The sequence below is a fragment of the Granulicatella sp. zg-84 genome (assembly GCF_010892375.1).
Taxonomy (GTDB): domain Bacteria; phylum Bacillota; class Bacilli; order Lactobacillales; family Aerococcaceae; genus WM01.
In genome coordinates this window covers 51257-64591 of the sequence record NZ_WNJX01000001.1, presented here as the reverse complement: position 1 = coordinate 64591, position 13335 = coordinate 51257, and the positions used below count along the sequence as shown (strand labels likewise).

13 protein-coding genes are annotated in these 13335 nt (G+C 34.1%); 9 read left to right on the top strand and 4 right to left on the bottom strand.

The genetic code is table 11. From position 1 onward, the window contains the following. Positions 1–54 precede the first annotated feature (54 nt). The 7 genes from GMA06_RS00315 (at position 55) to GMA06_RS00285 (ending at position 8003) form a co-directional block, all read left to right on the top strand. A complete protein-coding gene (locus tag GMA06_RS00315) occupies positions 55–1092 on the top strand; it encodes a sugar-binding domain-containing protein (RefSeq protein ID WP_163561309.1) in 1038 nt (345 codons plus the stop codon). A 31-nt stretch (positions 1093–1123) separates the two neighbouring features. Next, positions 1124–2131 carry a type I glyceraldehyde-3-phosphate dehydrogenase gene (gene gap, locus GMA06_RS00310; protein WP_163561308.1) on the top strand — a complete coding sequence of 336 codons (1008 nt, stop codon included), beginning with the start codon at positions 1124–1126 and terminating at the stop codon, positions 2129–2131. A gap of 102 nt (positions 2132–2233) precedes the next feature. Then, positions 2234–3457 carry a phosphoglycerate kinase gene (locus tag GMA06_RS00305; RefSeq protein WP_163546737.1) on the top strand — a complete coding sequence of 408 codons (1224 nt, stop codon included), beginning with the start codon at positions 2234–2236 and terminating at the stop codon, positions 3455–3457. A gap of 17 nt (positions 3458–3474) precedes the next feature. Then, the gene (gene tpiA / locus GMA06_RS00300) at positions 3475–4230 is read left to right on the top strand and encodes a triose-phosphate isomerase (protein WP_163561307.1); all 756 of its coding nucleotides are present in this window, start codon (positions 3475–3477) and stop codon (positions 4228–4230) included. Then, positions 4230–5765 carry a 2,3-bisphosphoglycerate-independent phosphoglycerate mutase gene (gene gpmI, locus GMA06_RS00295; protein ID WP_163561306.1) on the top strand — a complete coding sequence of 512 codons (1536 nt, stop codon included), beginning with the start codon at positions 4230–4232 and terminating at the stop codon, positions 5763–5765. Before tpiA ends, gpmI begins: the two co-directional genes overlap by 1 nt. A gap of 96 nt (positions 5766–5861) precedes the next feature. After that, entirely contained in the window at positions 5862–7160 is a 1299-nt protein-coding gene (eno, locus tag GMA06_RS00290; RefSeq protein WP_163546740.1) for a phosphopyruvate hydratase, read from the top strand. 99 nt (positions 7161–7259) lie between these two features. After that, entirely contained in the window at positions 7260–8003 is a 744-nt protein-coding gene (locus GMA06_RS00285; protein ID WP_163546763.1) for a GNAT family N-acetyltransferase, read from the top strand. Between the two features lie 55 nt (positions 8004–8058). On the opposite strand, the gene GMA06_RS00280 is transcribed toward GMA06_RS00285, so the two are convergent. The 4 genes from GMA06_RS00280 to GMA06_RS00265 form a co-directional block, all read right to left on the bottom strand. After that, positions 8059–9585 carry a CAP domain-containing protein gene (locus GMA06_RS00280; RefSeq protein WP_163561305.1) on the bottom strand — a complete coding sequence of 509 codons (1527 nt, stop codon included), beginning with the start codon at positions 9583–9585 and terminating at the stop codon, positions 8059–8061. A 175-nt stretch (positions 9586–9760) separates the two neighbouring features. Continuing rightward, positions 9761–10015 carry a 30S ribosomal protein S20 gene (gene rpsT, locus GMA06_RS00275; protein ID WP_163561304.1) on the bottom strand — a complete coding sequence of 85 codons (255 nt, stop codon included), beginning with the start codon at positions 10013–10015 and terminating at the stop codon, positions 9761–9763. Between the two features lie 93 nt (positions 10016–10108). Beyond that, the gene (locus GMA06_RS00270) at positions 10109–10582 is read right to left on the bottom strand and encodes an endolytic transglycosylase MltG (protein ID WP_163561303.1); all 474 of its coding nucleotides are present in this window, start codon (positions 10580–10582) and stop codon (positions 10109–10111) included. A 12-nt stretch (positions 10583–10594) separates the two neighbouring features. After that, complete coding sequence (locus GMA06_RS00265) at positions 10595–10969, bottom strand: helix-turn-helix domain-containing protein (RefSeq protein WP_163546188.1); 375 nt, start codon at positions 10967–10969, stop codon at positions 10595–10597. Between the two features lie 141 nt (positions 10970–11110). Between GMA06_RS00265 and folD the strand changes: the two genes are divergently transcribed. After that, entirely contained in the window at positions 11111–11977 is an 867-nt protein-coding gene (gene folD, locus GMA06_RS00260; protein WP_163546187.1) for a bifunctional methylenetetrahydrofolate dehydrogenase/methenyltetrahydrofolate cyclohydrolase FolD, read from the top strand. A 7-nt stretch (positions 11978–11984) separates the two neighbouring features. Further along, positions 11985–13334, top strand: coding sequence for an exodeoxyribonuclease VII large subunit (xseA, locus tag GMA06_RS00255; protein ID WP_345940862.1), 1350 nt, complete (start codon positions 11985–11987; stop codon positions 13332–13334). The last annotated feature ends 1 nt before the right edge of the window (position 13335 follow it).

Genomic DNA, 13335 nt, shown 5'->3' with positions numbered 1-13335 from the left:
GTATTACTTGTGTCAAGAGGGTCGATAAAAGACCCAAAGAACAGAGGTGTAAAAATGGAACAGACAATATCTTTATTAGAAAGTTTGGTTCCTGAATTTATTGGTCATGTGGCCAAGCGTATGAAAATTTTAGATACAATTTCATTATATGAGCCAATAGGCAGACGTTTGTTGGCATCAGAAGTAGGATTATCTGAAAGAACGCTTCGTACAGAAATAGAACAATTAAGAGAAGTTGACTTAGTCATTGTATCAAAAAGTGGTATTTCTTTAACGAATAAATCAAAACAGCTATTGGATACATTAAGACCTATTTTTCAGTTGGAAGAATATTTACGTCAAAAAGAGTATGACATTCAACAAAAATTTGGCATCAAACAATGTCGCATTGTTTCTGGAAATGCTAATAAAGATGAAATGTTTTTTAAACGATTAGGGAAAGCTATATCAGATATTTTAAATGATATTTTACCACTAGAGTTGAATGTTTTAGCCGTTACAGGTGGCACAACTTTATCAAAAACAGTTGAATATGTAAATAGTGATTTATCACAAGATCGTTATTTTACAGTTGTTCCTGCAAGAGGTGGAGGCAATGCTTCGTTAACGATTGAAGCGAATATGGTTTCTTATATGTTGGCACAAAAATTAAAAGGTAATAGTGTGTCATTGTTTGTGCCAGATATACTGACAGCTGAATTACATCAAGCTCTATTAAATGATTCTGCTATTTCTGAAACAATTTCTTTATTAAAAAAGACAAATTGTTTGATTTATAGTATTGGAAATGCCAAAATAATGGCAGGTAGACGTGGCGTATCCAAACAGGATATTGAACGTATATTAACAAAAGGTGCCGTTGGTGAAGCGCTAGGTGTTTTCTTTGATGAAAAAGGACGCATCGTGCACCGGTTGGCAAGAATTGGATTAGTCTTAGAAGATTTACATCACTTGCCAAATGAAATTTTAGTCGTGGTAGGTAGTCAAAAAGCAAAAGCATTGAATGCCTATATGACACTCGCCCCAAAAAATACCATTTTAGTATTAGATGAGGCATTAGCAAATATGGTTTTGAAAGAGGAAACTCTTTAAAAAATAAAAACATCCTTAGGAGGAAAAGAATATGACAGTTAAAGTTGGTATCAATGGATTCGGACGTATCGGACGTTTAGCATTCCGCCGTATCCAAGAAGTAGAAGGAATTGAAGTGGTTGCAATCAACGACTTAACAGATGCTAAAACATTAGCACATTTGTTAAAATATGATTCAACACAAGGTCGTTTCAATGCCGAAGTAGAAGTATTAGATGGAGCATTCCGTGTAAATGGTAAAGAGGTTAAAGTTTTAGCAAACCGCAACCCTGAAGAATTACCATGGGGTGAATTAGGTGTTGACATCGTGTTAGAATGTACTGGTTTCTTCACATCTAAAGTAAAAGCTGAATTACACTTACAAGCAGGTGCAAAACGTGTTGTTATTTCTGCTCCTGGTGGTAATGATGTACCAACAGTTGTATTCAACGTTAACCATGACATTTTAACAGGTGAAGAAACAGTTATTTCTGGTGCTTCATGTACAACTAACTGTTTAGCGCCAATGGCTAAAGTGTTACAAGATAAATTTGGTGTTGTTGAAGGATTGATGACAACAATTCACGCTTATACAGGTGACCAAAACACATTAGATGCTCCACATGGTAAAGGTGACTTACGTCGTGCTCGTGCAGCAGCAGCAAACATTGTACCTAATACAACAGGTGCTGCTAAAGCAATCGGTTTAGTTATTCCAGAATTAAATGGTAAATTAGACGGTGCGGCTCAACGTGTTCCAGTGCCAACAGGATCATTAACAGAATTAGTAACAGTTTTAGAAAAAACTGTAACAGCTGAAGAAATCAACGCAGCGATGAAAGAATCAGCAAATGAATCTTATGGATACACAGAAGACCCAATCGTATCAACTGATATTGTTGGTATTACTTATGGTTCATTATTCGATGCAACACAAACTAAAGTTATGACAGTTGGTGACAAACAATTAGTAAAAACTGTTGCTTGGTATGACAACGAAATGTCTTATACAGCTCAATTAGTACGTACTTTAGAATACTTTGCAAACTTAGGTAAATAATAACGTCGCATGTCGCGATAGAGTATAGTGGAGAGGTGGCATGCTTCTCCGCTATTTTCATGTATAAAATAAAAGTCATTTTGACAAAATTTGGAGGATTTTATGGCAAAAACAATCGTATCAGATTTGCATGTAGCAGGTAAAAAAGTATTGGTTCGTGCAGACTTTAACGTTCCAATGAAAGACGGTGTTATCACAAATGATAACCGTATCGTTCAAGCATTACCAACTATTCAATATTTAATTGAAAAAGGTGCAAAAGTTATTCTATTTTCTCACTTAGGTAAAGTGAAGACAGAAGAAGACAAAGCAACAAAATCTTTACGTCCAGTAGCAACACGTTTATCAGAATTATTAAATAAAGATGTTACATTTGTTCCTGAAACAAGAGGAGAAGTTTTAGAAAATGCTATCAATGCTTTACAAGACGGAGAAGTTTTAGTATTTGAAAACACTCGTTTTGAAGATATTGACGGTAAAAAAGAATCTAAAAATGATTCTGAGTTAGGTCAATACTGGGCAAGTTTAGGTGACGTATTTGTTAACGATGCTTTTGGTACAGCACATCGTTCACATGCATCAAACGTTGGTATTTCAACACACTTGAAAACAGCAGCAGGTTTCTTAATGGAAAAAGAAATCAAATTTATTGGAGGTGCGGTAGATACACCAGAGCGTCCATTTGTGGCAATTTTAGGTGGTGCAAAAGTATCTGATAAAATTGGTGTTATTGAAAACTTGTTAGATAAAGCAGATAAAGTGCTTATCGGTGGCGGTATGGCTTATACATTCTTCAAAGCACAAGGTAGAGAAATTGGTAAATCTTTATTAGAAGAAGATCGTATTGAATTGGCAAAATCTATTTTAGAAAAAGCAGGTGACAAATTAGTGTTACCAGTTGACACAACAGTTGCACCAGACTTTAGCAATGATGCACCAGCAACCATTGTTGCATCTACTGAAATTCCAGCAGATCAAGAAGGGTTAGATATTGGACCGAAAACAGTTGAATTATTCGCTTCTTATTTAAAAGATGCAAAAACAGTTGTATGGAATGGACCTATGGGTGTATTCGAGTTCCCTAATTTTGCTAAAGGAACAGTTGGTGTGTGTCAAGCTATTGCTGAATTAGACAATGCAACAACCATTATCGGTGGAGGAGATTCAGCAGCTGCAGCTATTCAATTAGGTTTTGCTGATAAATTCACTCATATTTCAACAGGTGGCGGTGCCTCTCTTGAATACTTAGAAGGTAAGGAATTACCAGGTGTTGCTGCAATTACAGAGAAAAAATCAAGCTGTGGTTGTGGTAAAAAGAAAGCATAATAAAGGAGAAAAAACAGATGCGTAAACCAATTATTGCAGGAAACTGGAAAATGAACAAAACAGTGGATGAAGCGGTTCGTTTTGTTGAAGCTGTAAAAGATAAATTGCCTTCATCAGACATCGTTGAGTCTGTTGTTGGTGCACCAGCTTTATTATTAAATGGTGTGAAATTCTTTAGTGCAGACAGTCCATTAAAAGTAGCAGCTCAAAACTGTTTTTGGAAAGACGAAGGTGCGTATACAGGCGAAACAAGTCCAAAGGCATTATCAGCAATGGGCGTTGACTATGTCATTATTGGGCATTCTGAACGTCGTGAATATTTCCATGAAACAGATGAAGAAATTAACTTAAAAGCACATGCTATTTTTAATAATGGTATGGTACCAATTATTTGCTGTGGTGAAACATTAGAACAATATGAAGCAAACCAAGCTGAAGAAGTTGTATCTCGTCAAGTAAGTGCAGCTTTAAATGGTTTAACACAAGAACAAGTAAAACAAACAGTGATTGCTTATGAACCAATTTGGGCAATTGGAACTGGAAAATCTGCCACACAAGATGATGCACAAAAAATGTGTAAAGCTGTTCGTTCTGTTGTTGAAAAATTATTTGGTCAAGATGCAGCAGAAGCTGTTCGTGTCCAATATGGTGGTTCTGTAAAACCTGAAAATATTGCAGAATACATGGCATGTCCAGATGTTGACGGCGCATTAGTTGGTGGAGCATCGTTAGTTCCTGAATCATTTTTAGCGTTATTAGAAGGAGTAAAATAATGACAAAATCTCCAGTAGCTTTAATTATTTTAGATGGTTTTGCAAACCGTGAAGAAGAATTTGGAAATGCTGTAAAAGCAGCACATAAACCTAATTTTGATCGTTACTACGCTCAATTTCCACATAATCAATTAGCTGCAAGTGGAGAAGATGTAGGTTTACCTGACGGACAAATGGGAAATTCTGAAGTAGGACATTTGAATATTGGTGCAGGACGTATTGTTTATCAGTCTTTAACACGTATCAATATTTCAATTCGTGAAGGTGCTTTTTACGATATTCCTGAACTCGTAAAAGCTGTTAAAACGGCAAAAGAAAAAGGAACAGCATTACATTTAATGGGATTAGTGTCAGACGGTGGTGTGCATTCTCATTATGAACATTTATTTGCATTATTACGTTTAGCTAAACAGTACGAATTAGAAAAAGTATATGTTCATGGATTTTTAGACGGTCGTGATGTAGCTCCTTCTTCAGCATTAGATTTTGTAAAACATACACAAACCGTTTTTGAAGAAGTTGGTGTTGGACAATTCTCAACGATTTCTGGACGTTATTACGCAATGGATCGTGATAAACGTTGGGAACGTGTTGAATTAGCATACGATGCTATGGTTCGTGGAAAAGGTCCTAAATTTTCAAGTGCTGTTGAAGGTATTGAAGCTTCTTATCATTCAGAAGTATACGATGAATTTGTTGTTCCATTTGTCGTTGTAGATAAAGAAGATAATCCTGTTGCAACAATCCAATCAGAAGATTCAGTGATTTTCTTTAACTTTAGACCAGATAGAGCTATTCAATTAGGAACAGCTTTAACAAATCCTACATTTAATGGATTTGATAGAGGAGATAATGCTCCAACACATTTAAACTTTGTAACATTTACACTTTATAGTGATGATGTTCTAGCAGAGATTGCATTCAAAAAAGAAGATTTAAAAAATACAATCGGTGAAGTATTATCTAATGCAGGAAAAAAACAATTACGTATTGCTGAAACAGAGAAATATCCACACGTTACATTCTTTATGAGTGGTGGACGTCACGAGGAGTTTGAGGGAGAAAGTCGTATTTTGATTCCTTCTCCAAAGGTTGCGACGTATGACTTGAAACCAGAAATGAGTGCCTATGAAGTGAAAGATGCATTAGTTGAAGCAATCAACAAAGATGAATTAGATGCGATTATTTTAAACTTTGCGAATCCAGATATGGTTGGGCATTCAGGTATGTTAGAACCAACAGTCAAAGCCATTGAAGCAGTAGATGAGTGCTTAGGTGAAGTGGTTGATTTGATTTTATCTAAAGGTGGTTATGCGATTATTACAGCAGACCATGGAAACTCTGATGAAGTATTAACATTAGATGGAAAACCAATGACAGCACATACGACAAATCCTGTTCCTGTTATTGTGACAAAACAAGGTGTAACATTACGTGACGGTGGTCGTTTAGCCGATTTAGCGCCAACAATGTTAGACTTATTAAACATTGAAAAACCTGTGGAAATGACAGGTGAAAGTTTAATTAAAAAATAATCACTTAGATAGATATTAGTTGCATAATAAAACTAAATTCAATACAATAAGCATGTAAATAAAATGAAAAATTTACAATATAAAGGAGATATAAAAATGCCATTTATTACAGATATTTTAGCAAGAGAAGTGTTAGATTCACGTGGTAACCCAACAGTAGAGGTTGAAGTGTACACAGAAAGTGGAGCATTTGGTCGTGGTATGGTTCCATCTGGAGCATCAACAGGTGAATACGAAGCTATTGAATTACGTGACGGAGATAAATCTCGTTACTTAGGTAAAGGTGTTCAAAAAGCTGTTGATAATGTAAACAATGTCATTGCTGAAGCTTTATTAGGTTTTGACGTTCGTGATCAATTAGCTATTGATAAAACAATGATTGAATTAGACGGCACACCAAACAAAGAAAAATTAGGTGCTAACGCTATTTTAGGTGTATCTATTGCTGTTGCTCGTGCAGCTGCTGATTACTTAGATGTACCATTATACCAATACTTAGGCGGATTCAATGCAAAAGTATTGCCAACACCAATGATGAACATTGTAAATGGTGGTTCTCACTCAGATGCACCAATCGCTTTCCAAGAATTTATGATTTTACCAGTAGGGGCTCCATCATTTAAAGAAGGATTACGCTGGGGAGCAGAAATTTTCCATAACTTAGCTAAAATTTTAAAATCTCGTGGTTTAGTAACAGCTGTTGGTGATGAAGGTGGTTTCGCTCCTAAATTTGAAGGAACAGAAGATGCTGTTGAAACAATTTTAGAAGCAATTAAAGCTGTTGGTTTAGAACCAGGTAAAGATGTATTCTTAGGATTTGACTGTGCATCATCTGAATTCTATGAAAATGGTGTTTATGATTATTCTAAATTTGAAGGTTCAACAGGTGCAAAACGTACTTCTGAACAACAAGTTGACTACTTAGAAGAATTAGTAAACAAATACCCAATTATCACAATCGAAGACGGTATGGATGAAAACGACTGGGACGGTTGGAAATTATTAACAGAACGTTTAGGCAAACGTGTTCAATTAGTTGGGGATGATTTATTCGTAACAAATACGAAAAAATTATCTGAAGGTATCGAAAAAGGTATTGCTAACTCTATCTTAATCAAAGTAAATCAAATTGGTTCATTAACAGAAACATTTGAAGCAATTGAAATGGCTAAAAAAGCTGGCTATACAGCTGTTATCTCACATCGTTCAGGTGAAACTGAAGATTCAACAATCGCAGACATCTCAGTTGCTGTAAATGCAGGACAAATTAAAACAGGTTCATTAAGCCGTACAGACCGTATTGCAAAATACAACCAATTATTACGTATTGAAGATCAATTAGGCGATTTAGCTGTTTATGAAGGTCTAAAAGCATTTTATAATTTAAAAAAATAGTATTTGAAAAACAGGGTTGATGTTATCAATCCTGTTTTTTTATTGGTAAACATTTTTATTTATGATATTATTTAAGAATAAATCGAAAGAGGTGATAACATGCACAAACATATATTCATGCACCTATCTGAAAATAGTGTAGAAACAAGTCGATATATTTATGAACAAAATGAACGTTATTCAGAAAGATACGATAGTAATGTACTTTATTATAAAGTGATGCCTACTTTAGAAGAATTAAAAGAAGATATAGCTTTTGTAAAGGAAAAGCAAGCAAATTATCAATCGGAGTATGTTCATTTAAGTTTTCCTGAAAATGAATGTTTACCAGAAGATATAGAGAAAGTCTTGAAAGAGTGGTCATTTGATCTATCTACCGAAGTGTTGATGTGCTTAAATGAAGAAAAAGCTAATTTTACAAAATCGTGCACGTTTAATGTAACGATTGAAAAATTAACAGAAAAGTGGTTAGAGATATATTTTAAAAAATATGATGAAGAAACAATCCAGTATGGAAACTTATATCGTGAACAAGCAAAACAATATATTCAAGATATTTTACAAAAAGGAGATATATTACTAGCTGTTGATAAAGATACTATTATTGGTGATGTAATTTTGCACTATCAAAAAGATTTTATTGAAATTGATAATTTTCAAGTTGATGAAGCGTATCAACGTCAAGGGGTAGGTACTTTGTTACAAAAAGCGGTGTTACATAAAAAATTATCTAATCAAAAATTAGTTTTGATTGCAGAGCAGGGAAGTGATGCTCATATGATGTATCAACATCAAGGGTATGAAGAAATAGGTTTTTATATTGAAGGTTATTTTATAGCATAGAGCATAAAAAGCATAGGCGGATAGGTTACACCGTCTATGCTTTTTGTGTTTCTATTTAATTAAAGATTTGAATAGCGTAATTTTGTCCATTTACAACGAATACAGCGATGCTGACACTTGTCCAATTAGGATTTAGCATATTTGCATTGTGATTGTATGAATGTTGCCACCAGCCCATTAAACCTTGAGCAGTTGGGTACTGCATCACTAAATTTTCTCCAATATTCGTAGTAGAAAATGCAGATGAATATGCTAATCCGTTTGGACGTGTATGGTAGTTTGTATCGCCTTTAATGGCGTTGTATGCAAATTCTCTTGCACGTAGTAATGTACCTTCGGATAAATGAGTGTTAATGCTTAGTGGTTTACGTCCTTGTTTTTCACGATGTTGATTTAATAAAGTGATGAGTTCTTGTGTTAAGTTTGAATCGTAATAACCTGTCACAGTGCCTGTTTTTCCTTTACCTAAATCAATGGTATATGTTTTTGGAGACGATAAATCACTTGTAGGGTTTACCGTTGGTGTTGTGTGAATAGGTGTCACAACCGGTGATGTATCTGGCGTATGGCTTGTCGGTTCAGTATTTGGTTTTGGCTGAACTGGTTCTTCAGCAGGTTTATTTGGAGTTGTCTCCGTATTATTTTCAACTGGTTGAGTGGATACATCTTCTTTGTCCGTCGGTTTATTTGTATCTACGTCTGGAGTTGTATTTGTATCGCGATTATTTGCTGGTGTATTTGGTTGAACAACACCAATTGTATTATTTTCAGAGTTGTTTGGTTTATTTGTTTCAGTGTTTGGTTGAGTTGCCTCTTTATCCGTATTGGCAGGTTCATCTGGTTTCATAGATCCTGTACTAATAGTTACTGGAGCAACAGGTGGTGCTATCTCATTTGATGTTGCGTGATTAGAGATAGTTTCATCTTTTTTATTAGAATTTTCGCTTTCTACTATTTCATTAGAAGTCGTGTTTTCTGTTGGTTCATTAGAATTGCTAGAATTGCTGTTTTCTGCTTCTGTCTCCGTATTTGTTACTTTACTGTCTTGTTCTTCTGTTTTTAGTTTATCTTCGTTAGTAGCAGATGGGTTTGGTGTCACTGGCTCATTTACAGTTGATGATAAAGTATTGTCTGTCATATGTGTATTTGTACTTTCTAATACCTCATTATTTTCTAGAACCTCATATCTAATAGACACTAAAACATTTATATGATTGATTTTTCCTTCAAAAATCAATGTTTCTTTGACACTACTTGTTTTTGGTAACATAGTCATGGATTCTTTTGGTGTCAATGTAATTTTAAAACGTTGTGTTTCATTTGCATCTAATTTATTTAATTTGATTGTTTGTGTTTCATAATCACTTGATGATACAGATACAGCAATATTTTCTAAATTTTGAGTTGCAGATAGAACTAAAAATGTTTGATTGTTTTCAGTTTCTAATTTTGCGTGTAAATTTTTATTTGAATGTTCAAAAGTCATCGCTTCTGCAAAAGCTGCTGTACTTTGTGGATGATGTGTTAACAGTAATGTACTAAAGAGTACACCACCTACTAGCTTCGAGAATTTCTTGTTCATATTCTAAGCACCTCTTCATGTAATAATACCGTATAGTCTATGGCATACTATATTATAAAAAAAGAATATGTTGAATGCGTGACAGTAATATATCAGTTTCTTTACAAAATAAAAATCTAGAGAGGGGTTCTCTAGATACAAAAAAATAAAGCACTGTAGAGTGCTTTATTGATGATTATTTAGCTAATTTTTTTGCTAAACGTGATTTATCGCGATTAGCTTTGTTTTTGTGGATCAAACCTTTTGTTGCAGCTTCGTCAATTGCTTTTTGAGCAACTTTTAATAATTCAGCAGCATTTTCAGCACCTTCAGCAGCAGCAGTTTCAAATTTTTTGATTGCTGTACGCATTGCGCTCTTTTGTGTGTTGTTTAAGAAATTAGCTTTTTCAGCAGTACGAACACGTTTGATTGCAGATTCAATATTTGGCATTGTAGTCACCTCTTTCAAAAATTCTAATTCTGGTATCTATATACCAACTATCCCATTATACAAAAATAGAAACTTTATTGCAATAAATATTTGTTAATTTCCAGGATATGTTGTTAGTATATCACTTAATTTTTCAAAGCTTAATCCTTTTGAGATTTTAAACTTACCAGTTTGAATGATTGTTGATAAGTTTTTTTCATATAAATATTTGATAAAGTCATCAGCATTATCAATTAGTCCTGCTTTTTTCAAATTTTCAGCGATATCATGTGATGTATCGTCTTCTTTTACAATAAACTCAACATCGCTACCTGATGTTGCAGCAGATGTAGACGTAGATGAAGATGTTGTCGTTGTTGTCGATACTTGACTTTGTTGCGTTGTCGAAGATGATGTTGTAGATGTCATCTGACTTGATGTTGACATTGTCGCAGTTGTCGTCATTTGGCTTGTTCCAACTGGGGTAGGTTTAGTTGAAGCTGTTAGCATACCTGCATATTGTAAACCGAATAATAATAAACCGGACAATAGAAAGCCAATTCCTAAAAAACGAAATGCTTGTTTCATTGTTGACCTCCTTTATTTCGTTGATTCATCAATATAGCGGTCAATTAAAATTTGTACTGTTTCAACAGGAATATTTGCAAAAATAGAAATATCTTCTGGTGAACGACCTTCTGAATAAAGATGAATAATATTTTCTTTTGTTAATTCACTTAGATTACGCAACTCACCTGTAAAAGATAAAGGTTGAGATAGTGAAAATCCTGTAAATGTTTCTAAAGAACTGATACGTTCTCTTAGTTTATATAACTCTTGAGATTGTTCAAAAGAGTAGTCTTTTAATTCGTTTATTTCTCGTTTGTATGAGTTTTTTGTAAATAAGGATAGAAATAAAAAGAATGCTGATAATCCGAATAATATGAGAATAACCATATTGATATCAAATGTCATTGTGACACCTCCATAAAATAATATATCTCTATTTTAAAGCAAAAGTGAATGTTTTTCAATATTTAGCTTTTTTTAAGAGATGAAAACAAGTATCTGATATGTTAAAATGTTGTATATCAATAATTGGAAGTAGGAGAAAAGATGGTTGCAATTAAGATGGATGGAAAATCCTTGGCAGAAAAAATGCAAATGAATTTAAAAGAAAGAGTCGCACAGTTTAAAGAAGAAAAGGGTGTTGTGCCAGAATTAGTTGTCCTTCTTGTTGGGGAAAATGAAGCAAGTAAATTATATGTTAGAAATAAAGAAGCAGCTGTAAATAAAGTTGGTATGAAATCGGTGATTGAACATCTTCCAATAGATATTACAGAAGAAGCATTATTAGAAAAAATTGATTTTTATAATCACAAAGAAGAATGTCATGGCATTCTTGTTCAATTACCATTGCCAGCCCATTTAGATGAACAAAAAATGTTAAGAGCAATTGATTATCATAAAGATGTCGACGGTTTTCATCCAATGAATGTTGGTAATTTCTTTTTGGGAAATAAAACGACGTTACCATGTACACCTTATGGTATTATGACTTTACTAAAAGAATATAATATTGATTTTGATGGAAAATTAGCTGTTGTTGTTGGGCGTAGTAATATTGTTGGAAAACCGATGACACAAATGCTTTTAAATGAACATGCAACTGTTACAACAGCACATTCACGTACACCAAATTTACAAGAGTTGACCAAACAAGCGGACATACTTGTCGTTGCTGTGGGGCAGCCTCATTTCATTACGAAAGATTTTGTCAAAGAAGGTGCAATCGTTGTTGATGTTGGAACGAATCGTAATGATATGGGTAAATTGATTGGAGATGTTAGTGAAGAAGTTAGTGAGATTGCTTCGTATATAACACCAGTACCAGGTGGTGTTGGGCCAATGACGGTTACAATGCTTTTAGAACAAACATTTGACCATGCTGTTGAAAATACGAAAAACAATAATAGAAAGTAGTGATACAGTGTCAGAAGAAAAATACTTAACGGTCACAGCTTTAACCAAATATTTAAAAAGAAAATTTGATGTTGATCCACATTTATCAAAAGTACATTTAGTTGCAGAAGTGTCAAATTTCCGTTTAAGACCGACACACCAATATTTTAGTTTAAAAGATGACGGTGCTAAAATTAAAGCCATTTGTTTTCAAAATGTTTTTAAAAAAGCAGGGTTTATGTTAGAAGAAGGGATGAAAGTACTTGTTATAGGGCGTATTAGTTTATATGAAAGTACAGGAGAATATCAAATTTATATTGAACATTTGGAAATGGCGGGTGCGGGTGCACTTTTTCAAGCATATAAACAATTAAAAGAAAAGTTAACAAAAGAAGGATTGTTTTCTGCACCTAAAAAAGCCATTCCTAGATTCCCTAAACGAATTGCTATTGTAACTAGTCAAAGTGGCGCAGTGATTCACGATATACAACAAACAATTTTAAGACGGTATCCGATTGTTGCGTTAGATGTGTATCCAACGGTTGTTCAAGGAAAAGAGTCAGCGAGTAGTATTGTAAATAGTTTACGACGTATTATGATGTCTACATATACATACGACACGGTCATTATTGCACGAGGTGGTGGCTCTATTGAAGATTTATGGTCATTCAATGAAGAAGAAGTAGTACGTGCCATTTATGAATGTTCCATTCCCGTTATTTCATCTGTTGGGCATGAAACGGATACAACGCTAACAGACTATGTAGCAGATTTGCGTGTGCCAACACCAACTGCTGCGGCAGAATGTGCTGTTCCAGTACTAAGAGATGTCTTGTATACATTGGATACATGGTTTCATCGACTAACACTTGCGATGAATAATGAGTTAGATAGTTTAAAGAAAAAATTATATCAATTAGACCAGTCTTATGTGTTTACACAACCGGAACGTTTGTACGATAGTTATGTACAAAAATTAGACTACATGCATCAAACACTCAGCAATCGTATGACACAATTACTGCTACAAAAAAAAGGGCAATTTGATAAGCTTGATTGGCAGTTTGAACATGTTAGTCCCACGTATAAAATAGACGAATATAAACAAACAGTAGATGCATTGCGTACACAGTTGCTTCAATATTATAAGCAGATAAATCAAGAAAAAGAAAAGAAAGCGGATTTGTTAATACAAAAATTAGATTTATTAAGTCCATTAAAAAGTATGTCTAGAGGTTATAGTTATGTGACCAAAGAAAATAAGGTAGTATCCAGTGTGCACGATTTAAAAGTAGATGAACACATTACGATTACATTAGTCGACGGGCAAGCGAATGCAGTTATTCAGTCTGTTGAAGAAATAGAAAGAAGAGGTTAAA